This window comes from Longispora urticae, from assembly GCF_053902585.1.
In genome coordinates this window covers 155921-180106 of the sequence record NZ_JAQZSH010000042.1, presented here as the reverse complement: position 1 = coordinate 180106, position 24186 = coordinate 155921, and the positions used below count along the sequence as shown (strand labels likewise).

22 protein-coding genes are annotated in these 24186 nt (G+C 72.9%); 13 read left to right on the top strand and 9 right to left on the bottom strand.

Annotation, left to right across the window (positions count from 1 at the left end):
* Positions 1-50 precede the first annotated feature (50 nt).
* The 7 genes from PT931_RS30460 to PT931_RS30430 are packed head-to-tail and all read left to right on the top strand — an operon-like array spanning position 51 to position 5944.
* Positions 51-302, top strand: a complete 252-nt coding sequence (locus PT931_RS30460; RefSeq protein WP_456249163.1) for a phosphopantetheine-binding protein — start codon at positions 51-53, stop codon at positions 300-302.
* On the top strand, positions 296-1909 hold the full coding sequence (locus PT931_RS30455) for an amino acid adenylation domain-containing protein (protein WP_456249162.1): 1614 nt from the start codon (positions 296-298) through the stop codon (positions 1907-1909). The genes PT931_RS30460 and PT931_RS30455 overlap by 7 nt, the downstream gene beginning before the upstream one ends.
* Positions 1902-2168 (top strand): acyl carrier protein, encoded by a 267-nt coding sequence (locus PT931_RS30450; RefSeq protein WP_456249161.1) that lies wholly within the window; start codon positions 1902-1904, stop codon positions 2166-2168. Before PT931_RS30455 ends, PT931_RS30450 begins: the two co-directional genes overlap by 8 nt.
* Entirely contained in the window at positions 2158-3228 is a 1071-nt protein-coding gene (locus PT931_RS30445; protein ID WP_456249160.1) for a hypothetical protein, read from the top strand. Before PT931_RS30450 ends, PT931_RS30445 begins: the two co-directional genes overlap by 11 nt.
* Positions 3215-3457: an acyl carrier protein gene (locus PT931_RS30440; RefSeq protein WP_456249159.1), complete on the top strand. Its 243-nt coding sequence runs from the start codon at positions 3215-3217 to the stop codon at positions 3455-3457. The genes PT931_RS30445 and PT931_RS30440 overlap by 14 nt, the downstream gene beginning before the upstream one ends.
* Positions 3424-4950: an amino acid adenylation domain-containing protein gene (locus PT931_RS30435; protein ID WP_456249158.1), complete on the top strand. Its 1527-nt coding sequence runs from the start codon at positions 3424-3426 to the stop codon at positions 4948-4950. The genes PT931_RS30440 and PT931_RS30435 overlap by 34 nt, the downstream gene beginning before the upstream one ends.
* A 10-nt stretch (positions 4951-4960) precedes the next feature.
* Complete coding sequence (locus PT931_RS30430; protein WP_456249157.1) at positions 4961-5944, top strand: aldose epimerase family protein; 984 nt, start codon at positions 4961-4963, stop codon at positions 5942-5944.
* Here the strand turns inward: PT931_RS30430 and PT931_RS30425 are convergent.
* Positions 5935-7173, bottom strand: coding sequence for an ATP-grasp domain-containing protein (locus PT931_RS30425; protein ID WP_456249156.1), 1239 nt, complete (start codon positions 7171-7173; stop codon positions 5935-5937). The two genes, PT931_RS30430 and PT931_RS30425, sit on opposite strands and share 10 nt — an antisense overlap.
* 35 nt (positions 7174-7208) lie before the next feature.
* Complete coding sequence (locus PT931_RS30420; protein ID WP_456249155.1) at positions 7209-9773, bottom strand: pyridoxal-phosphate dependent enzyme; 2565 nt, start codon at positions 9771-9773, stop codon at positions 7209-7211.
* Positions 9774-9934: 161 nt separating this feature from the next.
* On the opposite strand from PT931_RS30420, the gene PT931_RS30415 reads away from it, so the two are divergent.
* A complete protein-coding gene (locus PT931_RS30415; protein ID WP_456249154.1) occupies positions 9935-11230 on the top strand; it encodes a condensation domain-containing protein in 1296 nt (431 codons plus the stop codon).
* On the opposite strand, the gene PT931_RS30410 is transcribed toward PT931_RS30415, so the two are convergent.
* Entirely contained in the window at positions 11227-13086 is a 1860-nt protein-coding gene (locus tag PT931_RS30410) for a hypothetical protein (RefSeq protein WP_456249153.1), read from the bottom strand. The genes PT931_RS30415 and PT931_RS30410 overlap by 4 nt on opposite strands.
* Positions 13087-13223: 137 nt before the next feature.
* On the opposite strand from PT931_RS30410, the gene PT931_RS30405 reads away from it, so the two are divergent.
* Positions 13224-14015: a class I SAM-dependent DNA methyltransferase gene (locus PT931_RS30405; RefSeq protein ID WP_456249152.1), complete on the top strand. Its 792-nt coding sequence runs from the start codon at positions 13224-13226 to the stop codon at positions 14013-14015.
* 88 nt (positions 14016-14103) lie between these two features.
* Here PT931_RS30405 and lysX read toward each other — a convergent pair whose 3' ends face one another.
* Both lysX and PT931_RS30395 read right to left on the bottom strand, forming a co-directional pair.
* On the bottom strand, positions 14104-17460 hold the full coding sequence (gene lysX, locus PT931_RS30400) for a bifunctional lysylphosphatidylglycerol synthetase/lysine--tRNA ligase LysX (RefSeq protein ID WP_456249151.1): 3357 nt from the start codon (positions 17458-17460) through the stop codon (positions 14104-14106).
* 215 nt (positions 17461-17675) lie between these two features.
* The gene (locus PT931_RS30395) at positions 17676-17822 is read right to left on the bottom strand and encodes a hypothetical protein (RefSeq protein ID WP_456249150.1); all 147 of its coding nucleotides are present in this window, start codon (positions 17820-17822) and stop codon (positions 17676-17678) included.
* Here PT931_RS30395 and PT931_RS30390 point away from each other — a divergent pair.
* Both PT931_RS30390 and PT931_RS30385 read left to right on the top strand, forming a co-directional pair.
* Positions 17812-18153, top strand: a complete 342-nt coding sequence (locus tag PT931_RS30390; protein WP_456249149.1) for a hypothetical protein — start codon at positions 17812-17814, stop codon at positions 18151-18153. The two genes, PT931_RS30395 and PT931_RS30390, sit on opposite strands and share 11 nt — an antisense overlap.
* A 3-nt stretch (positions 18154-18156) precedes the next feature.
* Positions 18157-18897, top strand: coding sequence for a class F sortase (locus PT931_RS30385; protein ID WP_456249148.1), 741 nt, complete (start codon positions 18157-18159; stop codon positions 18895-18897).
* 39 nt (positions 18898-18936) lie between these two features.
* Here the strand turns inward: PT931_RS30385 and PT931_RS30380 are convergent, their stop codons facing one another.
* The 3 genes from PT931_RS30380 to PT931_RS30370 form a co-directional block, all read right to left on the bottom strand.
* Positions 18937-19704: a TSUP family transporter gene (locus PT931_RS30380; protein ID WP_456249147.1), complete on the bottom strand. Its 768-nt coding sequence runs from the start codon at positions 19702-19704 to the stop codon at positions 18937-18939.
* A 97-nt stretch (positions 19705-19801) separates the two neighbouring features.
* Positions 19802-20368: an NAD(P)-dependent oxidoreductase gene (locus PT931_RS30375; protein WP_456249146.1), complete on the bottom strand. Its 567-nt coding sequence runs from the start codon at positions 20366-20368 to the stop codon at positions 19802-19804.
* Entirely contained in the window at positions 20365-21195 is an 831-nt protein-coding gene (locus PT931_RS30370; RefSeq protein WP_456249145.1) for an alpha/beta fold hydrolase, read from the bottom strand. Before PT931_RS30370 ends, PT931_RS30375 begins: the two co-directional genes overlap by 4 nt.
* An 83-nt stretch (positions 21196-21278) precedes the next feature.
* Between PT931_RS30370 and PT931_RS30365 the strand changes: the two genes are divergently transcribed.
* Positions 21279-21836 carry a CGNR zinc finger domain-containing protein gene (locus PT931_RS30365; RefSeq protein ID WP_456249144.1) on the top strand — a complete coding sequence of 186 codons (558 nt, stop codon included), beginning with the start codon at positions 21279-21281 and terminating at the stop codon, positions 21834-21836.
* A gap of 146 nt (positions 21837-21982) precedes the next feature.
* Positions 21983-23146 carry a hypothetical protein gene (locus PT931_RS30360; protein ID WP_456249143.1) on the top strand — a complete coding sequence of 388 codons (1164 nt, stop codon included), beginning with the start codon at positions 21983-21985 and terminating at the stop codon, positions 23144-23146.
* Here the strand turns inward: PT931_RS30360 and PT931_RS30355 are convergent.
* Entirely contained in the window at positions 23143-24177 is a 1035-nt protein-coding gene (locus PT931_RS30355; protein WP_456249142.1) for an ArsR/SmtB family transcription factor, read from the bottom strand. The two genes, PT931_RS30360 and PT931_RS30355, sit on opposite strands and share 4 nt — an antisense overlap.
* Between the last annotated feature and the right edge of the window lie 9 nt (positions 24178-24186).

Genomic DNA, 24186 nt, shown 5'->3' with positions numbered 1-24186 from the left:
CATGGCGATTGTGGACAGCGGGGCGGCGCCGCGTTGACTAGATTGCAGCTATGACCGAAACAGTGACGCGGGTGATCGCTCTGGCCAACCGGCACATCCCCGGCGGCGGAACGCTCTCCGTGCACGATCTCGACGTGGAGCTGGTCGGGCTCGGATTCGGGTCCCTGAGGACCGTCGCCTTCATGGTGGACGTCGAAGAGGCCTTCGAGATCTCGTTTCCCCCGCACCTGATCACCGCTGACACGTTCCGCACCCTGCGTTCCATTGTGGACGCCGTCACCGCACTGGGGCCCACGTGCTGATCTCCCGGCGGGACGGCAGCACACCCGCGCGGGCCGTGCCCGCGGTGGGCGAGGTCGCGGCCCGGGGGGTGCACCACCTCGTCGAGGCGCAGCGGGACAGCCGGCCGGACGCGTGCGCCGTCCGGTGCCACCGCGGCCGGCAGCTCACCTACGCGGAGCTGTGGGCGGAGTCGGGCCGGGTCGCCCGGGCACTGGTCCGAAACGGGGTCGGCGCGGCCGATCCGGTGGTCATCGCGATGGACCGCTCGGTGGAGATGGTCGTCTCGATGCTGGCCGTGGCCCGCGTCGGAGCCTGGTACGTGCTGCTGGACCCGTATGCCCCGGCCGCCCGCAACCGCCTGATCGCGGACGAGATCGGCGCGCGGGCGGTGGTCGAGGCGGCCGACCAGCCGGACTGGGCGATGCCGGAGCTGCCGGGACGCGTGGTCCTGCCCCTGCCGGCGGATCCGGACGACCCCACGCCGGCACCACACGCGGTGACGAACGGCGAGGACGCGCTCTACGTCGCCTACACGTCGGGTTCGACCGGGCACCCCAAGGGGGTCGTCGCCCCGCACCGCGCCGTCGTGAACTTCCTCGCCGCCCACGACCTGTGCCGCGTCACCGGCACGGACCGGGTGGCGTCGCTGTCCAGCCCCGCGTCGGACGCCACGACGTTCGAGGTGTGGAGCACGCTCGCGGCGGGCGCCACGATCGTGGTGCTGCCCGGGATCGGGGAACTGGACCTCGGTGACTGGCTGGCGGTGCTGCGGCGCGAGCGGGTGAGCGTGATGTTCCTGATGACGCCGCTGTTCAACCTGATCGCCCAGGAGGACCCGGCCGCGTTCGCCGCCCTGGACACCGTCATCTTCGGCGGCGAGGCGCCCAACCTGGCGACCGTCCTGCGGGTCTGTCGGAGTTCGCCGCCACGGCGCCTCGTGCTCGGCTACGGGCCGACGGAGTGCACGGTGTTCGCGACCCGCTTCGAGTGCACCACGGAGTCGCTGGCCGGGCGCGACCGGATCCCGCTCGGCGATCCGCTGGCGAACTACGAGATCTACCTGCTCGACGCGGAGGGCCGGGACGTGGGCCCCGGGGAGACCGGGGAGATCTGCGTCGGCGGCCCCGGGGTCGGCAACGGGTACCTCGGTCGGCCCGAGCTGTCCGCCCGGCAGTTCGTCACGCTGCCCGGCGTCCCCGCGGTCGCCCTGCCGCCGGCCGCGGTCTACCGGTCCGGTGACCTCGCCGTTCACCTGCCGGACGGGTCGTTGCGGTTCGTGAGCCGGGCAGATCGACAGATCAAGATTCGGGGGTACCGGGTGGAGCTCGAAGAAGTCGAACAGGGCGTGCTCGCGACCGGCCTGGTCCGGGCGGCGGTGGTGGAGCGGGTGGAGCGCGGACGGCCGGCCCACCTGGTGTGCTTCTACACGGCCGCCACCGAACCGGCACCGGGCGCGTTCACCGTCGAGCTCTCCGCCGCGGTGGCCCGGCACCTGCCCGGGTACATGGTGCCCGCGCGGTGGGTCGACGCGGGCCGGATGCCGATGACCAGCAACGGAAAAGTGGACCGGGCCAGGCTGCTGGCCACGCTCGACAGCGCGGACGGACGGGGTGGCGAGCATGACTGACCAGGGAGTTCCGACAGATCCGACCGACGCGGTCCTGGAGGTCCTGCGGGACGCGATCGGCACGACGGACATCTCACCGGCGGACGACTTCTACTTCGTCGGTGGGCACTCGCTGCTGATCGTGCGCGTGATCCAACGGCTGCGCCGGCAGTACGGCCTCGAGTTGAGTCCGCGCCAGTTCGGCGCGAACTCGCAGATCGCGGCGCTGATCGCCGCCTGCCGGCCGGTCGTGCCCAGGGAGTCGCCCGATGGCGGCTGAGCCCCGGGCGCTGCGCGTGGAGGCCGTCGCCGAGCTGCCGCCCGACGTGGGGCCCACCGGCTGGCGGTACCCGGCTGTGTCGCTCTCGCCCGGTGCGCTGCGACTGAGCGCGGCCGATCCGCGGTGGCGACGGCACTACCTGGTGGCGCGCCAAGGGGCCGCGACGGTGGGTGTCCTCCCCGTGGACATCCCGTTGTCCGACACCATCGCCGACGCCGCCTACGACCTCGCGGTGATCTCGGCGCGCTGGTCCGCTCCCGCCCGCCTGACGTCGCTGGCATATCTCGGCGGGCGCCAGGGCCTGGTCAGCGGCGTGCTGGTGTCCACCGAACTGTCCCCCGCCAAGGCCGAGCGGGCCTGTGCGGCGCTGGTGTCCCGGGGCGTGGCGATGGCCACGGAGGCCGGGCGGCTGGCCATCGCGCCGTACGTCCAGGCCGACACCGGCGCCGCCTTCCAGGCCGGCTTCGGTTCCGGGGCCAGCCGGGAGGTGATCGGGTCCGCGAGCGCGCTGCGCCTGCGGGGCACCGGGCCGGACGACTACCGCGCGCGGCTCCGTCGCGACCAGCGGCAGACGCTCGCCAGTGACGACCGGCGGTTCGCCCGGTGCTCGTTGTCCAGCGCGACGGTGGACGCCGGCACGGTCGTGGACGAGATCGCGCCCATGGTCACCGCGGTGAAGGCGAAGTACGGGCTGGCGGAACACCCGCGGTTCGTGGCGCTCCGGCTCCGGCGCTGGATCGCCGCTGGGGCCGGCCGGTATCCCGCCTTCGTCGTCCGCGACGCCGACGCGGTGGTGGCGGCCACCGTCTGCTGCCACTTCGGCGACCGGCTCGAAGTGCACGAGCTGGGCATGGCCGGCCCGGAGTCACCGGGACGCCTGTCCGCCTACCTGGAGGCGACGATCCACGCGCCGCTCCGCTACGCGTACGCCCACGGGTGCGCCGACGTGGCACTGGGGCTGGCGGCGACCACAACGAAACGGAAGCGGGGGGCGACGGTCACCGACGTGACGGCGTTCGCCGCGGCCACGACCATCGGAGGGCCGGATGGCCAGCAGTGAACATGTCCACGCGGTCGTGTGCGGGGCGTGGCGGACCCACCTCGGCGGCGCGGTGGACACGGCGTCGAACTTCCTGGCCGTCGGCGGCGACTCGATGCGCGCCATCTGGATCATGGAGGAGGTGGAGTCGGCGCTGGGCATCGAGTTTCCGCTGGAGACCCTGCTGACCGGGGTGCTCGGCGAGGTCGTCTCGGAGTGCGAGTCCCGGTACGCGGCGGCGGCGGGGTGAGTCTCGCCCGGGCCGTCGCGTCCGCTGTCCGGCGGCACCCCGAGGAACCGGCACTGGAGGTGCGCGGCGCTCAGCTCACCTACACGCAGCTCTGGCACGCGTCCGGCCAGCTGGCGCGGGAGATGGCGGACCTCGTGCCGGCGCCCCGCCGGGTCGGACTGCTGGGCGGACGCTCGCTGATCAGCTACGCCGGGTACCTGGCGGCCCTCCGGCTGGGCGCGACGGTGGTACCGATGAATCCGCAGTTCCCCGCCGCCCGCACCGTGGCGGTCGCCTCCGCCGCCGGGGTGGACCTGATCCTCGTCGACGACACCGTCGACCCGGCGGTCGCCGAGGGCCCGGCCCCCGTGCTGCTGCCGCGCCTCGACGGGCCGGCCATCGCGGACGGCACCTGCGCCGAGGTCGACGGGGCGGCGGTGGCCTACATCCTGTTCACCTCCGGCTCCACCGGAACACCGAAGGGCGTTCCGATCACGCACGCGAGCGTGCTGAGCTACGTGCGGCACATCACCGCCCGGTACGGCCTGGGCCCGGGGTGCCGGCTGACCCAGAACTTCGACCTGACGTTCGACCCGTCCGTCTTCGACCTGTTCGGTTCGTGGGTCAGCGGCGCGACGCTGGTGGCGCCCGAGCCCGCCGAGGTCCTGTTGCCCACCCGGTACGTCAACCGGCGCGCGATCACCCACTGGTTCTCCGTGCCGTCCACCGTCTCCTACGCGCGCCGCGCCCGGACCCTGGCCCCGGCGGCGATGTCCGGCCTGCGGTGGAGCATCTTCATCGGTGAGCCGCTGACCCTGGAACAGGCCGAGGCGTGGCGGACGTCCGCCCCGGGGAGCCAGCTGGAGAACGTCTACGGCCCGACGGAGCTGACGGTCAGCTGCACGGAGTACCGGCTGCCGGCCACCGCGCCGGTGACGAGCAACCGCACCGTTCCGATCGGCGCGGTACTGCCGGGCCTGGAATGGATCCTGGTCCGGGACGGTGCGGTCACCCCGGACGAGGGGGAGCTCTGCGTCCGGGGGACCCAGCGGTTCCCCGGCTACCTCGATCCGGCCGACAACGCCGAGCGCTTTCTGCGGGTCGTCGACGGGCAGGTGCGGGTGCACGCCGGTGGTCCGGTCGGCCCGGACCACTGGTACCGCACCGGCGACCGGGTGCGGTCGGAGGACGGCGAACTGGTTCACCTCGGCCGGCTGGACCGGCAGATCAAGCTGCGCGGCTACCGGGTCGAACTCGGCGAGATCGAGGCGGCGCTCCGCCAACAGGACGGGGTGGACGACGCCGCCGTACTGTGCGACCCGACCGGGCAGCGCCTGCACGCCTTCTACACCGGCCGGGAACTGGACGGCACGGTGCTGGTCGCCGGCCTGGCGGCGCGACTCCCGGCGTACATGGTGCCGGCGGAGCCGCGACACCTTGCCGACCTGCCCCTCAACCCGAACGGCAAGACCGACTATCTCCAGCTGTCGGCCCTGCTCCGCGACGAACGGTGAGGTGACCGCGGTGCGGGTGGAACGACACAGCGTGGGGCGGATCCTCGACGAGCCGGTGGACGCGTACGTCCTCGACTCGGGGCGGGGCATGCGGATCGTGGTCTGGACGTACGGGGCGACCCTGGTCGAGGTGCGGGTCACCGACCGCACCGGTCGGATGGCCAACGTCGTCGGCCGGCTCGACGACCTGCCCGCCTACCTGGCCAACACGGGCTACGTCGGAGCGACCGTCGGACGGTACTGCCGGTCGGTACGCGACGCGACCTTCGCCCTCGACGGCACGCCACACCTCCTCGACCGCAACGCCGGGCGGCACCACATCCACGGCGGCGGCCACGGCTTCGACCGCCGGGTCTGGCGGGCCGAGACCGAACAGGGGAAGGAACACGCGGCCGTGCACCTGTACCTGGTCAGCCCGGACGGCGACCAGGGCTACCCGGGAACCCTGTCCGTGCGCAGCAGCTACCTGATCGACGTCCGGAACCGACTGACCATGGAGTACGAGGCCACCACCACGGCGTCGACGATCGTCGGCCTGACCAACCACGCCTACTGGAACCTCTCCGGGGGTGGCGTCGTCGACCGGCACGAACTGGCGCTGAACGCCGGGAGGTACCTGGGGTTCGACGCCGAACTCCTGCCCACGGCGGAGCCGCCCCGGCCCGTGCGCGGCACCCCACTGGACTTCACCCGCGCCAGGGTGCTCGGGCGTCAGCCGGTGGACAACTTCTTCGTGCTCGACGGGACCGACTGGGCCGCGGACCTGTCCGACCCGGAGAGCGGCCGGCGCATGCTGGTGCGGACCGACGCCCCGGGCCTCGGTGTCTACACCGCCGACAGCTACGCCGCACCGCGGTCGGGCATCTGCCTCGAAACGGGGGCGTGGCCCGACGCGCCCAACCGGCCGGACTTCCCGTCGGTGCGCCTGGACCCGGGTTCGGTCCACCGCAGCAGCACCACGCACGAGTTCCGCGTGCTGGCCGGTCAGCGGTAGCGGACGGCCAGGGCCTCGACCGCCGCGCGCACGGTACTCCGGGCCGCCTCGTGGTCGTCCGCGTCGCCGTGCAGCACCGCGACGTGGCCGTCGGTGCCGTTCCGCCAGTCGACCGGATCGCCCGCCCCGCGCCGCAGATCCACCCGGCGCACGCCCGGCAGGTTCAGGGCCGCGGCGGGCGGCGCCAGGGCGGCGACGTGCAGGGCGTCGGTCGGCGGCTGGACGAAGTACTGGAACGCCACCCGCCGGAAGGTCAACGGGACCGACCCGGTGGGAAGTCCCAGCGCGTTCCGCAGCGCGGCGCGCACGACGTCGAACCCGGCCGCCCGCCGCACGGTGGCGGACAGCGCGCCGCCGAGCCGCCCGTTCACCTCGATCAGGCGGGGCCCCGACGCCGTCAGCTTCACCTCGGTATGGGTGACCCCGTGTCTGATGCCCAGTGTCCGCACGGCCCGCTCCGCGAGCTGACAGGCCGACCGTTGGACCTCCGGCGGGACGGTGGACGGGAGGACGGCGCCCGTCTCCCGGAACGGCGGGCAGAGCGGGAAGCGTCCGGTGACGAACAGGTGCTCGACCGCGTCGCCCCGCACGACCGACTCCACGGACAGGTAGTCGCCCCAGTCCGGCCCGGCGACCGACCGGTCCCCGAGCAGCATCTCCTCGACGACGAACGGGTACGTCAACAGGTCACCGTCGACCACGCCGAGTTCCGCGAGGACCGCCGCGGCGTGACCGGCGTCGTCGACCGCGACCGTCCGCGCGCTGCCGACGCCGACCCGTGGCTTGAGCACCGCCGGCACGCCGACCTGGGCGAGGGCGCCGGACAACTGGTCGGGCCGGGTGATGGTCGCCGAGCGGACGGTGTCCACCCCGGCCCCGGCCAGGGCCGCGCGCTGGGCCGCCTTGTCCACGCAGCGCCGTGCGGTCTCCACCGAGTGGTACTCCAGGCCGGCGGACGCCGCCACGGCCGCCGTGAACGGGAGGCGCCCCTCGCTGAACGTCGTCAGGTGCCGGATCCCCGCCTCCGCCAGGTGGTCGGCGACCGACCGCGCCGACCGACCCGTGATGTCGACGAGCGTCCCGCAGGAACCGATCAGCCGGCGGTTCGCCGCGACGTGTGGCAGTCCGAGGTCGCACAGGAACACCGGCCGGCACAGGTCGGCGCTCGCGGCCAGTACGTCGACCGGACTCGCGGCGCCCAGGTCGTAGCAGACCGCGACGGTCGGCAAGCTTCGGGCATCGGTGGGTGCGGGGGCCGGCATTCCTAGCCGACCAGCGCGCGGCTGACCGCCGCGGCCAACAGGGCGACCTGTTCGCCGCCCCGGTCCCCGGTGTACAACCGGAGGAACGGCGGTTCGGTCTCCGCCATGCTCGACGCGGCGGAGACCCTCGGCACGGAGAAGCCGAAGCTGACCCCCTTGGTGAGGTGCAGGTGGCTCCGCCGCGCGGTGGCGAGCATGTGGTCGATGAGCGGCTCCAGCTCGTCGCGGTGGTTGCGCCCGGCCTCGTGGAAGGAGAACGTCACGCAGCCGCCCGCGTAGGGCAGCGTGCGGGCGATCGCCAGGTCCGGATGGTCCCCGAGCCCCGGGTAGCAGACCTGGCCGAGTTCGCGGACGCGTTCGTCGGCGTGCAGCGTCTCCGCCACGTACAGCGCGTTCGCGCTGATCCGGCGCATGCGTCGTTGGAAGAAGGCCCGGTCGAACCGGGGGAACAGCTGGGCGTGGTGGCGGTAGAGGATCGCGCCGAGATTGCGTCGCAGCCGCTCGAAATGGGGGCGCAGCCGCACCGGGTACGCGACCAGGCCCGCCATCCCGGCGTCGAGACCGAGCTGGAGGTACTTCGAGCAGCTCTCGTAGTACAGCACCTCCACCAGGTCGTCGCTGGCGAGCGCCGCGTCGGGCAGCGCGCCCGACACCATCGTGCCGTCGATGACGACCGTGGTGCGGTGGGTGACCACCGACCTCAACTCGGCCAGGAGCCGGGGAATGTCGATCATCCGCTGCTGCGCCGTGTTGGCGACGGGGTCTACGAAGAGACACCTCGGACGGTGCTCCCGGACGCCCGCCAGGATCTCCTCGACCGAGTACCCGGGCGCGTGCGCGATCCGGACCGACGGCAGGGCGGTCAGCTGCTCGGCGGCCTCGAAGTAGATGTACGGGGCGAGCAGCACCGTGTCGCCCGGCCGCAGTCGGGCCCGGAGCAGGAACGCCTCGATCAGCGAGTACGCGGCCATGCCCGAGGAGGTGACGCTCAGCCCCCGCTGGTCGGGTGCCAGGCCGAGCACCTCCAGGAGTTGGGTCTCGATGCCGTGGCAGCTGGCGTGCTCGTAGCGTTCGTAGTTGACGCCCGGGGAGTCCTGCGCGCCGGTGTCGAAGAACTGGACCGCCCTGGACTGCGCGTACGACGGCGAGCACCACTCCATCGCGCCCCGGACGTAGGAGAGCGTCGCCAGGCCGTACCGGAGGATCACCTCGCCACCGGCCAGCGTGTCCGCCGGGTCCCGGTCGGCCCCGGCCTCGACGGCCACCCGCTCCGCCGTGATCCGCTGGACCGTCGCGTCGGTGGCCTCGCGGAGCCGGGCCACGACCGAACCCTCGACGGCGAGGAGGTTCTGCGCGCAGTACTCCGTGTGCTCGTCGATCTCCTGCCTGGCCGACAGGAGGTCCAGCCGGACGGTGCCCAGCTGCGTCAGGAGGTCGGTCCGCTGCGCGGCGAGCGCGCTGCCCGGGGCCTCGACGGGGTCGGGTGCCTCCCGCATCGGCCGGGTGATCCGGACCGGCAGGTCCGCCACCGCACGGCCGCGCAGGTCCAGGAGCCGAATCAGGTCCGGGTCGGTGAACGGGAAGCGGTGGATGCGGGACAGGGTGCTGTGGTGCAGGTTGCCGCCGCACAGCGGAATCCCGACCGGGCCGGTCAGCCGGCCCTGGGCCGCCAACCGCAGGCACGCGATCACCGCCGCCGCACCGGCCGGCTCGACCAGGATGCTCTCGTGCACCAGCAGCGCGTACGTCGCCGCGGCCAGCTCCTCCTCGCTGAGCACCACCGTGTCGGCGAGGTACTCGCGCAGGATCGGGAAGGTGATCGACCCCGGATCCAGGTTCACCGCGAGACCGTCGGCGAACGTCGGCTGGTGCAGCACCTGCGTGACCTCGTCAGCGGCGAGGCTCGCGGTCACCGACGCGTACCGCTCCGGCTCGCATCCGAACAGGCGGACCGGGGCTCCGGCAGCGGCCGCGCCCAGGGCCAGTCCCGAGACCAGGCCCCCGCCACCCATCGGCGCGACGAGGGTGGCCAGGTCGCCCACCTCGTCGAGGAACTCCAGGGCGATGGTGGACGCACCGGCGATCACGTCGGCGTTGTTGTACGGGGAGATGAAATGCAGGTCGTGCGCCTCCGCGAGGCCCCGGGCGTGCGCCGTCGCCTCGTCCAGGGCGTTGCCGTACTCGACGAGTCCCGCTCCGGTCGCCAGGATCCGCTCGCGCTTGAGCCGGCTCGACGTCACCGGCACGCAGATGTTCACCTCCCTGCCGAGCAGCCGGGCCACCTCGGCGACCGCCAGGCCGTGGTTGCCGGCGGAGGCGGCGATCACCGGGCGCTGTGGTCCACGTAGGACGGCGAGGTAGGCGCCCCGGTACTTGAACGAACCCGTGTGCTGCTGCGACTCGAGTTTCGCCCAGACGGGGACTCCCACAATCCGCTCCAACCAGGACAGTCGGCGGACCGGCGTGCGCACCGCGTGACCGAGCAGGTCGTCGGCCGCGGCGAAGACGTCGATGCCGTGTGCCGGAAGCGTTGGATCGTGCAAGGCGGCGGCGCGGACCTGGGTCAACTGTTCCTCCGACTGACGTACTGGCGCAGCAATCGGGCATCCGGGAATGGACCCTGATGGTGGCGACTATAGTGCGCCGGGCGCGCGTCGGTGGTCCCGTTCGCGCCGCCGGACTGTGCGAGACTGTCCGTCCACATCAGATTCGACGCCGGGGGGCCGTGGTGCACGAGGAATCGGTTTCCGCACGGGGCGGGCCGCTCTCGCACGCGCAGGAGCGCCTGTTCCTGTCGCACCAGTTCGATCCGGACCTCGACGACAACACCGTGATCTCCGTATCGCTGCTGACCGGCGCGCTGCGGCCGGATGTGCTCGCGTCGGCCGTGGCGGACGTCGTGGACCGGCACGCGGTACTGCGGACCATCTACACGTTCGACGACGCGATGGCGCCGGTCCAGGTCGAGCTGTCCGCGGCCGGGGCCGGCGTCGTGACGGAGTTGTCGACCTTCGACGGCGTGACGCCCCCGGAGGGGGTGCAGGCGGTGGCCGAGGCCCTCTGCGCCGACTGGTGGGACGCCCCCTTCGACCTGGAGAACGGTCCACCGGCACGGGTCCGCCTGGTCGACCTCGGCGCGGACCGCCATCTGCTGTGCATCGCGGTGCACCACATCTCGATCGACGGCTGGTCCTCGGCACTGATCCTCAACGACCTCGGGATCGCCTACCGGGCACGACTGACCCGGACGGCTCCGGAGTGGGAGCCCGTACCGTCCTATCAGGACTACATCGCCTGGGAGCGGGACCAGCTCGACCGCTGGGTCGAACGCGACGTGCCGTTCTGGCGGGAGGCGCTCAGCGTCCAGCCGGAGCGGCTCCTGCCGGCGACCTCCGCACTCAGCCAGGTGGAGTCCGTGGAGTACTCGACGGTCGTGCCCGCCGACGTGGTGCGGGACGCGGTGGCCTACGGCCGGCGGGCCGGGGCGCTGTCGTTGCCCCTGCTGCTGTACGGCACGGCGGCGGTCCTCGGCGCGAGGTTCGGCCAGAGCCGGTTGTGCCTCGGCACCGTCGTCAGCGGCCGTTTCGACGCCGAGTTCCACCCGGTGGTCGGCTGCTTCGTCAACCAGCTGCCGGTGCCGGTCGACATCGTCCCGGGGGCCGACCGGTTGACGGAGCTGAAGAGGACCGCGCGTTCGGTGCTCGACTGCCTCCGGCACTCCCGGACCCCGACCGACGAGGTGTCCCGGATCCTCGGCTGGTCGCAGCGCCAGCGGCCCTGGTTCCAGGTCGTCGTCGTGCTCCACGAGTTCCCCGGCCTGGTCGACTTCGGCTCCGGCGTGACCCTGACGACGGTGCAGCTGCGGACGCCGCGGATCCAGTCCGACCTGATCATCGAGGCCATTCCGCAGGCCGACCACTCCTGGCTGCTGCGGGCCCGGTGGCGCCGCGACGGCGTCAATGAGGAGGCCGGACGGGGAATCGTCCGCGACCTGGCCGGATGGTTCACCGACCTGGCCGCCTAGCCGAGTCGGAGCATCACCATCGACGCCGCGTAGATCCCGTCGGCGATGGCGACGACCGGTGTCGTGTGGGTGTCCGGCTGCGGACTGTACGAGACCAGGTCCACGTCGTGCCGGAAGAGGTGGCGTCCGCCGGGCTTCAGGAGGAGCGGCTCCGACCAGCCGGGCGGCAGGCCGAGGTAGCGCCGGCTGCGGAACGCGTACCCGATCGCGCCGCGGACCACGCGGTCGGAGTCGTTGACGAGCGTGCGCTCCACGGCCACGGGCTCCTCGGGCACGGCGGTCACGTCCACCGGCCCCTCCCACCGCAGAGCCGTGTCGACCGGTCCCGTGCTCCACCAGATGTCGCCGCACCGCCGGCACTGCAGGGTACTCACCCTCAGCTCCGGCTCGATCCGGTGGCGCAGCTCGATCAGCGTCGCCCTGGCCGTACCGCAGTTCGGGCAGTCGGTCGGGGACTCCGAGTGCTGCCGCAGAGTGGCGAACGCGGAGCCGCCGAAGTTCCACCCGGTGGTGTAGATGTGCTCCGTGAGCGATGCGACCATCTGCCGCTGGAGTTCCGCCAGGTCGGTCTCGATCTCGCCGGCCCGCTCGCCCGCGCGCGGGTCGTTCGGTTCGGCACAGGTCGCGCGGAGACGCTCGCGCAGGCCGAGCAGTTCCTGTTCGGGCAGGGCGATGTCGAGCCAGCGCAGCCTCTCCAACCGGGCCATGACCTGCTCGATCGCCGCCAACCGGTCGAGGTCGCGGTGGTCCGGGGGCTCCAGGCGGGCCCGCGCACCGAGCGCGGTGATCGCCGTCCGGTCGCGCCACGGCATGGTGAGGCCGGGATCGCCCAGGAGGCCGAACCGGACCAGCGCGCCGCCGAGCGGTTGGCTGCGTACCGCCAGCTGGCGGGTGATCTCGCCGAGTGGCAGGTCCGCGTCGATCGCCGCCACGAAGTCCGAGGCGGTGCCCAGCTGCGCGACGTGCACGCCGAGCGCGCCGACCACCGCCACCGCCGTGCCCTCGAGCAGGCCCAGGGCCAGGGCGATCCGGTGCGGGTAGGCGTTCGCGCCCACCGCGATCGACGAGCAGCTGTGGGCGAGGACGAGGGTGGCCCGCAGATCCGCGGCCGGCACGAGTTCGTCCTGGGTCAGGTCGGTGCGGAAGCAGCCCCTGCCCGACATGCACGGCGTGGCCCGCTGGTCCGGGTCCGCCGGCAGGACGGGCAGGTACATCGAATCCTCGCGGCCACACACCATGCTGTCCATCAGGCCGAAGCAGCATTCCCGCCCCTGACCGCGCAGCACCAGCACCTTGACGTGCTCCCGGCGGACGGTCTCCAGCTCGGCGAGGCTGGCCGCGTCGGCGCGGTCCGCGCCCTCCATCAGCGGGTGCGAGACCGTGAACACCTGATCCGACGGGATCGCGTCGACGGTGACGGTCCGGAACACCAGACAGCTCAGCGCGGCCTCGCTGCGGCCGGTCAGGACACCCACCAGGTCGGCCCGCGCCCCCGGCCAGTCTCCGGCCGCGGTCAACGCCTCGACCGTGCCGACGACGGCGACCAAGCCGCCCCGGGCCCGGTCGAGGGCCTCGGACAACTCGCTGGGCGGAACGTGGCTGTGCGGGCGGGCGGTCGCCAGGGCCAGCAGCCGACCCGCCGCGGCGCTGACCGGGGGCCCGACGGAGAGAACCACACCCGGGCGGGGGGTGACGGCGACCCGCGGCAGTCCACCGGCCGGGAACACCGATCGATACCGGTCGAGCTGCGGTCCGTCGAGGACCGGAAACGGCGACCCGGGCCGCCAGACCCCGGCCCGCGCGATGTACTCGTCGATGTCGCGACACACGTCGACGACCGCTCCCACTTCGGACATGTCGATCCCCCGTATTGGATCCGTTCGCGGTGCGGCGTGGGCGGCCGGGTACGCGGTCGACCTTTCGGGCACCACAGAGGACGGATGTCCGGTTAGTCTACCGGCACGCGATCACCACAACCGAGAGAGCAGGGACCATGCTAACCGAGGATTCGAGGTACGCGCCCTCCGCCGACGCGGTGCACTACAGCGACGGCTTCTCGGCCTTCTACCGCCGGTACTACACCCGTTGGGTGCGGGCGCTGTCCCCGCTGCTCGCCGACTACCTGCGCGAGCTCGATCCACATGCGACCCGCCTGCTCGACCTGTGCTGCGGCACCGGGGAGTCCATCGCCGTCTTCGCGCGGGCCGGCTGGGAGGTCGCCGGGGTCGACCTGTCGACGGGGATGCTCGCCCAGGCCCGGTCGCACCTGGCGGACCCGATCGCGGCGGGCCGGGTGTCCCTCACGCACGCGGACGCGGTCGGGTTCACGCTGCCGAGTCCGACCGACGCGGCGATCTGCCTGGACGGCGCGCTCAACCACCTGCTCTCGGTCGAGCAGTTGCGGGGCGCCTTCGCCGCCGTGCACGCCGCGCTGCGTCCGGGCGCGTCCTTCGTCTTCGATCTGTACGAGCCGCCGCACTTCCGGCACTGGCACCACATCGGCGTGATGGACGAACCTGATGCGATCATCGTCAAGCGCGGCATCTGGGACGAGGACGGCGGGTTCGGCATGCTGCGGGTGAGCGGCGCGTTCGGCGCCGGGGACACGATGCGGCGGGTGGACCAGAACCTGCGCAGCCGCGTCTTCGCGCCCGAGCTGGTCGAGGCGTTGCTCGACAGCACAGGGTTCTCCCGGGCGGGTTGCGACGTCCTCGTCCCCGCCTGCCCGTGCGGGCACGGTGTCGACGGCGAGTGCCGCACGACGTACCGCGCGGTCCGGCGCTAGTGGTCGCTGCCGACGACCGGGGTGGGCGGGGGCCCAGGCCGGGCCGGGTCGCGGAGCGGGCCGGCCCGGCCGCCACCGGGGCGGGGGCTCAGCGGGGCCTGACCAGCGGGAACGGCAGCGTCTCCCGGATCGTCCCCCCGGTCAGGAGCATCACCACCCGGTCCACCCCGATCCCCAGCCCCCCGGTCGGCGGCATCGCGTACTCCAGCGCGGTCAGGAAGTCCTCGTCGAGTTCCATCGCCTCCGGGTCGCCCCCGGCCGCCAGCAGCGACTGTTCGGTCAGCCGTCGGCGCTGCTCCACGGGGTCGATCAGCTCGGAGTACGCGGTGCCCAACTCGGTGCCGAAGGCGACGAGGTCCCAGCGCTCGGCGAGGCGCGGGTCGTCGCGGTGCTGGCGGGTCAGCGGGGACACGTCGGTCGGGAAGTCCTTGTAGAAGGTGGGCGCGAGGGTGTGGTGCTCGACGAGGCGCTCGTACAGTTCGAGGATCAGCTGGCCGTGGCCCCACTTGGGGTCGTAGGGGATCTCCCGGGACTCGCACAGTTCCCGCAGCCGCTCGACGGTCGTGTCCGGGCCGACCGGCTCCCCCAGGGCCGCCGAGATGGCGTCGTTGATGGCGATCACGGGCCAGTCGCCGGCCAGGTCGTAGGCGGTGCCCTCGTGGGTGATCACGGTCGTGCCGAGCGCCGCGCGGGCCGCCGACTGGATCAGGGTGCGGGTGAGGTCGAGCATGACCATGTAGTCGGCGTACGCCTGGTAGGCCTCCAGCATCGTGAACTCGGGGTTGTGCTTGAAGGACACGCCCTCGTTGCGGAAGGTGCGGCCGAGTTCGAAGACGCGTTCCACGCCGCCGACGGCGAGCCGCTTGAGGTACAGCTCGGGGGCGATCCGCAGGTACAGCCGCATGTCGTAGGCGTTGATGTGCGTGACGAACGGGCGCGCGTTGGCCCCGCCGTGGATGGCCTGGAGCATGGGCGTCTCGACCTCGATGAAGCCGTGGTCGTCGAGGGTGTTGCGCAGGGAACGGACCACGGCGCTGCGTGCCTTCAGGGTCGCGCGCGCCTCCGGGTTGACGATCAGGTCGACGTAGCGCTGCCGGACCTTGGCCTCGTTGTCGGCGAGCCCGAGGTGCTTGTCGGGCAGCGGGTGCAGGCACTTGGCGGTCAGGGTCCACTCGTCGACGAACACGGACAGTTCGCCGCGCTTGGACATGCCGACCTCGCCGGTGACGCCGACGTGGTCGCCGAGGTCCACATCGGACTTGAAACTGGCCAGGGGTTCGCCGCGCAGGAACAGTTGCAGGTCGCCGGTCCAGTCCCGGATCGTGGCGAACCCGATCCTCCCGTGGTCGCGGACCAGGACGACCCTGCCGGCGAGGGACACCCGCTGGCCGGTCATGGTGCCGGGTTCGAGGTGGCCGTGCTCGGCGGCCACGGCCGCGCAGGAGGTCGTGACGGGGAAGCCGATCGGGTACGGGTCGCCGCCCGCCGCCCGGATCGCGTCGAGCTTGGCCAGCCGGACCCGCATCTGTTCCGACCCGACCCGGGCCCCGGGTTCGGCGCGGCTGACCAGGGGCGTGAACCGGGCGACCTCGGCGGTCAGGCCCTCGGGGCTGGTGGTGTGCAGGGTGGAGGAGTGCGCGCCGGCCACGGGCAGGAAGCCCTCGGCGATGGCGGCGGCGATCCCGATCTTCGCGAGTTCGCGGCGCTCGCCGTAGCACAGGAACCGCGGTACCCATTCGGGATGGTATTTCGCGTTGGACCGGTAGAGGGTCTCCAGCTGCCACCAGCGGGAGAAGAAGACCAGGATCCGCCGCCACAGCCGCAGGATCGGGCCGGCGCCGATCCGCGCGCCCTCCTCGAACACGGCGCGGAACACGGCGAAGTTCAGCGACACCCGGTCCACGCCGAGCCGGCCGCACTCGCGCATCAGGGTCGCGACCATGAACTCCATCAGCCCGTTGTCGGCCGTGCGGTCCCGGCGCATCAGGTCCAGGGAGATGCCGTGCGAACCCCAGGGCGAGAACGACAGCAGCGACACGGTACGACCCTCCGCGTCCACCGCCTCGACCAGCACGCAGTCCCCGTCGGCGGTGTCGCCGAGCCGGCCGAGGGCCATGGAGAAGCCCCGCTCGGCGTCGGTGTCCCGCCAGGCGACCGCGAGCTCGGCGGCCCGGGTCAGCTCGTCGGCGGGGATGTCGCGGTGCCGGCGGACCCGGCAGGTGTACCCGGCGCGCTCGATCCGGTTCACGGCCTGCCGGACGGGGCGCATGTCGCGGCCCTCCAGGGCGAACTCGCGCGGCCTCAGGATCGCCTCGTCGCCGAGCTGCATGACCTTGAGCCCGCACCGGTCGTACGCGGTGGCGCCCTCCTCCGAGGCGCCCATCACGGCCGGCACCCAGCCGAAGGAGCGCGACCGGTCCAGCCACGCCTGGATGGCCGCGTCGTGCGCCGCCGGGTCCCCGACCGGGTCGGCGCTGGCCAGCGACACGCCGAACTCGACCCGGTAGGTGACGGCGGCCCGGCCGTTGGGCGCGAACACGGCGGCCTTGTCGCGCCGGGTGGCGAAGTAGCCGAGCGAGTCGGCGTCCCCGTACTCAGCGAGCAGGCCCCGGATCCGCGCCTCGTCCTCGACGGGCAGCGCCGACCGGGCCCGCTGTGAACGGAACAGCAGCACGACGGCCACGACGAGGGAGATGGCGCCCATCAGGCCGAGGACCAGGTTGACCCAGCCGGGGGCCCGGCCCGCGCGGCGCAGGTCGAACACGCCGCCGAGCAGTACCCGTCCGACGGTGTAGCCGAGTTTGGGCACCGTGCCGACCAGGTCGCCGGGGAACGCCGAGACCAGCGAGAACCCGATCCCGATGAAGACGGCCTGCAGGGCGAGGAACGCGCCGACCGCCCGGGCCAGGCTCGCGGGCCGGGCGCGGGCGTAGAACTCGCGGCGGGCCAGCAGCAGCGCGACGATCATGATCAGGGTGAGGACGGAGCTGATGCCCAGCGTCCAGACCTCCCACGTCCGGATCGGCGCGTCGGCCTCGATCTCGGCCCGGATGTCGGCGTCGGTGAAGTACAGGAGGACGAGCAGCCCGACCAGCAGCAGGGCGAGCAGCTGCACCACGAGCAGGATCAGCAGCCCCCACCACGCGACCCGTTTGCGGCGGGCGATGGCGGCGGCGAGGATCGCGACCAGGACCGCGTAGCCGAGGTTGGCCGGGGCCGGCAGCAGCAGGTTGTCCACGAACCAGCGGACCGGGTGCACGCCCCGGCCGAGCCCCGAGCTGATCGCGGACAGCGCGGAGAGCACCGCCACCAGGGTGAGCAGGGCGGCGAACACCTTCGGCACGTACCGCCGCCAGCTCCGGGGCGGGGCGGTCCAGTGCGGGACCGGTTCCGGCGGGGCGGGCGCGGTGGCTGTGACCACGGGCTGATCGAGATCATTCGCCATAGCGAATGATGCTAGACCGGACAAAGCCCGCCGCGCAGGTCGTTAGCGGGTGCGGGCCGTCGCGGCCCCGGATCTATTGCGCAAAAGGAGCATAGGGCGTAATTAACTACTTAGGCCACGAGAGCTCACTCCCCGCCGAAGGAGCCGCGACCATGCAGCACACCGGACAGCCCACCGCCGGTGCCCGTGCCGACGCCACAGCCACCCGGCCCGCCCTAGTCGCCGCCGCCCGGATCGCCGCCACCCTCGGCCTCGGCACCGCCGCCCTGCTCCTCGCCACACCCGGCACAGCCCCTGGCCGCCACGGTGACGGTCTCCCCCGGCACGGTCCCGCCCGGCGGCACGATCACCGTGACCGTCACCGGCGGCTGCCGCGAGGGCAGCGACATCAACATCGCCGGCCCCGGCTCCACCACCCGCCCCGACGTGGTCAGCAAGCTCGGGCCGGGCGGCCGGGGCGCGGTCACCGTGCCGCGCACCGGGCGGTCGGGCACCTGGTCGGTGTGGGTGTTCTGCGAGGACGACCTGACGCCGAGGACCGCGTTCGTGGTCAGCCCGGCGGGGCGGCCGGCCACCGGGGACGGCGCGACGGCCGGCGGACCCGACCCGGGGCTGGTCACGGCCGGGGGCGGCGCGCTGGCCCTCGCGGCGGCCGGCGGCCTCCTCCTGCTCCGCCGCCGCCGGACCGCCTGACCCGTGGCGAGCCGTTGGCCGTGGCTGGTGGTCGTGGCGCTCACGGTCGCGGGCGGCGGCCTGGTCGGGGCCGGCTTCGCCGCCGCACCCGAACCACCCCCGCAACCCTCCGACGGGTACGTGCCGGAGCCGCGCCCCTTCGACCCGACCGCGCCCCGGATGACCCCGTCCGAGCCGGTCCGGGTGGACGCGGCGCCGATCGACCTGCGCGCCCCGGTGCGCCCGGTGGGGCTCCGCCCGGACGGCGAGGTGGAGACGCCGGCGCTGGACCAGGCACACCTGGCCGGCTGGTACCGCGAGGGCGTCACCCCGGGCGAACGCGGCAGCGCCGTGCTCCTCGGCCACGTGGACAGCCGGCGGACCGGACCGGCCGTGTTCCACCGGCTCGGCGCGCTCCGCCCCGGCGAGCAGGTCGAGGTGACCCGCCGGGACGGGACGGTCGCGGTGTTCGGCGTCGACGGGGTGGCCTCGTACCCGGGCGACCGGTTCCCCGCGGCGGAGGTGTACGGCCGCGACGACGGGGCGTACCTGCGCCTGGTCACGTGCGGGGGCGCGTTCGACGCGGGGCGGGGGCACTACACGGGCAACGTGGTGGTGTTCGCGAGCCTGCGCGGGTACCGCGATGTCTCGGACGCCGACCGGGTCCGTCCACTGCGGACCTGGATCCCAGACCGGGAGGATCCGGCCGCTCCGAGCCGACCACCCGGGCAGCACCTTCGGACACCGGACCAGGCGCCCCCGTAACCCTCTGATGCCCTTGATCTGGATTTGCGCGCCGTGCGGTCAGGAGAACTGGTCGTAGCCCAGTTTGAGGACGAGCGCGACCACGACGACCAGCAGCACGATCCGCACGAACCCGGCGCCCCGCTTCAGTGCCGTGCCGGCCCCGAGCCGGGCCCCGACGATGTTGCACGCGGCCATGCCCAGCCCGAGCCCCCACAGCACGTGGCCCCGGGGCACGAACACCGCGAGCGCCCCGAGGTTGGTGCCCACGTTCACGATCTTCGCCATCGCCGAGGCGTGCACGAAGTCGGAGCCGAGCACCGTCGCGAACGAGATGATCAGGAACGTGCCGGTGCCGGGGCCGATCAGGCCGTCGTAGGTGGCGATGCCGACGCCCGCGAGCGCGACGGCGGTCAGGCGGCGCGGGCGGGTGTCGCGTTCGGCGACGACGACGAGGCCGACGCTGGGCCGGAACGTGATGAACAGGGCCACGCCGACCAGGATCGCCAGGATCACCGGCTTGAGCACGTCCGAGGACAGCGAACCGGCCAGCAGCGCCCCGCCGGCCGAGCCGAGGACGGCCAGGCCGGCGGCGGGCCAGATCACCCGCCGGTCGAGCTTGGTGCGCCGGGCGTAGGTGATCGCGGCCGTGGTGGTGCCGAAGACCGAGGACAGTTTGTTGGTACCGAGCAGGGTGGCCACCGGCGTGCCCGGGGCGGCGAGCAGCAGGGCCGGGAGCTGGAGGAGTCCGCCGCCGCCGACCACCGCGTCCACCCAGCCGGCGGCCAGCGCGGCGGCGAGCAGCAGGAGGATCGCGGCGGTGTCCATATGGCCGCGATCCTTCCGGCCCCGGGTCCCCGACACCACCCTCTGTCGGGGACATCACTACCCGGGGCGCTCCGGGCGCCGGCCGGCGCCGCGACCGTCAGTAGGCGGCGGAGAAGCGCTGCTGGTGGAACGAGCCCTGCTCCACCGCGTCCACGATCGCCGAGGCCAGGTCCCCGGTCGTGATCCGGCTGTCCCCGTCCGCACCGACGAGCGGGGTGTCGGTGGCCTCGGCCCGGTACACGCCGGTCTTGTCGCCGGGGACCAGGTGCGCGGGCGGCGGGCTGACGAACGACCAGTGCACCGTGGTGTCGGCGGCGCGGAACACGTCGAGCGCCTCCGCGGCGTCGAGCGCCTCCTTCCGGTACTGCTCCGGGAAGCCCGGCAGGTCCACCAGCCGGGTGCCGTCCGGGGTGGTCAGGCTGCCGCCGCCCCCGACGAACACGAGCCGCTCCGGCGCGGCGGCGAGCAGGGCGTGGGCGGCGGCGGTCGCGTCGCCCTTGACGGCCGCGATCACGGCGTCGTGGCCGGCGAGCTGGTCGCCCGGGTCCGTGGCGTCGAACCCGCCGGACCGGGTGAGCGCGGTCAGCTGGTGGCCGCGCGCGGCGACCTCGTGGGCGATGGCCTTGCCGATGAAACCGGTGGCTCCGATGACGGCGATCCTCATGACGTGGTCCTCTCGATGAAGCGGGTGATCAGGGCGGAGATCTCGGACAGGCACTCAACGAGTGCGAAATGTCCGGTGGGCAGCAGGTGCAGTTCGGCGTCGGGGAGGTCGCGGAGGTAGGCCCGCGCGCCCGGTACCAGGAAGAAGGGGTCCCCGGTGCCCCACACGACGAGCGTGGGCGGCTGGTGGGCGCGGAGCCAGGCCTGCCAGGTGGGGTACAGCGCGACGTTGCTCGGGTAGTCCAGGGCCAGTTCGACCTGGATGTCCTTGCGGCCGGGCAGGTCGAGGTAGTGCTGGTCGAGCAGCCAGCTGTCCGGGTCGATCCGGTCGGGGTCGGCGGCCCCGGCGAGGTACTGCCCCCGGGTGCCTTCGGGTTCCAGTACCGGCCGGATCTGGTCGGGGGTGGCGGTGAGCAGGCCGTGCGCCATCTCACTGAGGCCCTCGGCGTAGGCGTTGCCGTTCTGGGCGATCAGGCCGGCGATCCGCTCGGGCAGCCGGCCGGCGAGCCGGAGCGCGGTGGGCAGGCCGTAGTCGAAGCCGTAGACGAAGAACCGCTCCAGGCCGAGTTCCTTGACGAAGCCCTCGGTGATGTCGGCGAGCCGCTCGAAGGTGAACGCGAAGCCCTCGGGGGTCTCGGTGCGCCCGAAACCCGGCAGATCAGGGGCGATCATCCGGTACCGGTCCCCCAGCGCTCCGAGCAGCCCCCGGAACTGGTGCGACGCGGACGGGAACCCGTGCAGGAGCAGGAGCACCGGGGCGTCGGCGGGGCCGGTCTCCCGGTAGAACACGCGGACCCCGTCGACCTCGACGAAGCGGTGAGCGATCATCACATGCCTCCAGAACTTGTTGACCCATTAGTTTCTAGTCGATCATGACTAACGTGTCAACCCCGTGCTGTAGCATTAGTGAGATGGATCGCCCCGCGCCGTTGACCGGCGAGCACCTCGCCCTCGACCTGGTGAACACCCGGCCCGCCGGCTATGACGTGTTCGCCGACGCCGAGGACACCCGGGCCTGGCTGGCCGCCCAGGCCGACCGCCTGCCCCAGCCCACCGGGCCGCTGTCGGACACGGACCTGGCCAGCCTCAAGGCCGTCCGGGCCTACGTGGACAGGGTGCTGCTCACGGCCCATGCGGGCGAGCAGCCCGCGCGGTCCGCGCTCGCCTCGCTGACGCTGATCCAGCAGGACTCCCCGGAGTACGGCGAGCTGGGCTGGGACGGCACCCGGGTGACGGTCACGCCCCGCCGCTCCGGGCCGTACATCGCCCAGGTGATGGCGATCCTCGCCGCGGCGGCCGGCGAGCTGCTGTCCAGCCCGGCGCTGAGCCGGCTGCACCGGTGCGAGGGGCCCGACTGCACCCTGTTGTTCATCCCCGCGAACCCGCGGCGACGGTGGTGCTCCCCGGCCGTCTGCGGCAACCGGGTGCGGGTCGCGCGGTACTACCAGCGCCACAAGCTGCCCTCCTGACGCCGGATGATCGACCGTCCGCCATGTCCGGATCCGGTTCCCGATCGTCCACATAAGATTCTTCACAGCTTGCGAGCTAGGCCTGCACGTTCACACCAGCTGATACTAAGTGCGTCACCGACCACCTACTGGGGGTACGCACAAACATGCGCAAGCTCATCACCGGGTTCGCCGCGGCACTGACCGTGACCGCGGCCGCCCTGGCCCAGTCCTCCGTGGCCACCGCCGCGCCCGCCTGGACCAACCCGACCTGCGCCACGGTCACCGGCGCGTCCGGCGTCACCTACACCAAGAACGCCGGCGCGACCCTGACGCCCACCGCCGCCACCTCGATCCCGATCACCTACACGTTCGGGCTCGCGGCCCTGGACACGGCGAACACGCTGATCGCGACCCGGGAGTACACCGACCCGGCCACCCTGGCGCAGACCAACACCGTGCTGCGGTCCACCAACGCCGGCTGCTCCTGGTCCACGATCGCCACCCTGCCGACCGGCTGGTTCCTCCGGGCCACCGCCGCGAAGGGCGGCCGGGCGTACCTGTGGTCGGACTCCGGCACCCACGGCATCTACCGGGTCACCGGCACCACGGTCACCGCGATCACCGACCCGACCACCGACGGCATCACCGGCCTCAACGTCGACCCGTTCGACGGGCTGCACGTCGAGCTCGCCGACAACGCCGGCCAGCTGTTCGAGTCGTACAACGGCGGCTCGACCTGGACCACCACGGGCAGCACCCCGCCCGGCGTGAACGCCTACGACGTGTACGACACCGCGATCGACCCGAAGAACCCCACCCACGCCGTCGTCGGCACCTCGGGCAAGGGCAGCTTCGTCACCTTCGACGGCGGCGGCAGCTGGACCGCGTCCACCGGCCTCGACCTGACCCCGGGCGGCCTCGGCGCCAACGTGTTCACCCTCGCGGTCTCCCCCGCCAACAGCAGCGTCGTGTACGCCATGGGCCTCGACATCGACGAGGCCGACGCGCACGTCCCCGGCAACGGCCGGCACCTGTACCGGTCCACCGACGGCGGCCTGACCTTCGCGCCGATCGTGACCGGCAGCTCCGCCATCGTGCTGACCAACGGCGTGTCCCTGTGGCCCAGCCCGGTCAACGCCAACGAGCTGTGGTTCGAGTACGGCTCGAACTTCCAGAACTACGGCACCGACCTGTTCAAGTACTCGGCCACCACCGGACTGGTGACCAAGACGCACAACGCCGAGCACGGGATCACGTCGCTCGCGTTCAACCCGACCTACCCGGGCACGATGTACCTGGGCCTGGCCAAGGAGCCTTCGGGCAGCTAGTCCGCACGCCCCAGCGGCCCCGTTCCCCCTGCCGGGGGGCGGGGCCGTTCGGTTCCGTCGCCGAGCAGGCTCCGGCCCCGGTCGGTGACCGCGTAGACCACCTCGCGGCCCTGCCTGCGGCTCTCCACCAGGCCGGCGTCGCGCAGGACGGCCAGGTGCTGCGACACCGTCCCCGGGCTCAGCCCGCTCAGCGCGGCCAGTGCCTTCGTGGTGGCCGGCGCCACCACCAGTGCCAGCAGACCCGCGCGACTGTGGCCGAGCAGCCGGCCCAGTGCCCCGGGGGCACCGGCGGGGGGCTCCCACAGCGTGCCTACCCCTCGCGCCGGGTACACCGCTGACGGCTCGGACCCGGGTGACACGCTCAGCGCGATCGTGTCCTGGAAGAACAGACTCGGAATGAGTGGGAAGCCCGCACCCGCCACCTCGATGTCGATGCCCGCCCCGTGATCGACCACGAGCCGGTCGCCCTCCCACCGGGTCGCCGGGCTCAGCGTGTCGAACAGCAGCCGCGCGCCGCCGACGGTGAACTGCCGGGCCCGGTAGGCGATGTCCGCCTCCAGCAGCGCCCGCATCCGGGGCCAGTGCGGCAGGAGCGCCACCCGCCACCACACCTCCACCGCGTCGGCCACCTTCGGCAACATCCGCGCCGGATCGTCGGCCACCTCGCGGACCAGCGGATGCGCCGGAGCCCGGGGCCGGTCGATGTCGGCGATGTCCTGCCGCACCCGGTCCGCGGGTGTCGCCCGCAGTTGGCGGAGGTCCTCCTCGATCGTGTCGAACGGGCCACGGGGCACCGGGGTGAGGAAGTCCGGGAGCCAGACCCGCGGGCGGACGAACGCCCGGAGCAGGTCCGCGTGCGGGGCGACGTCACGGCGGGCGACCGCGGAGCGGGCCAGCCCGATCCAGGGCAGGTGGTGCGCGTACCGGCCGGGGTCCGCCAGTGCCCACAGGCTGGTGACGGTCTCCCAGATCGGGGAGACGCAGAACCGGATCGCGGCGACGTCGCGGGCTCCGAATCTGATCTGGGACACGCCCGCACC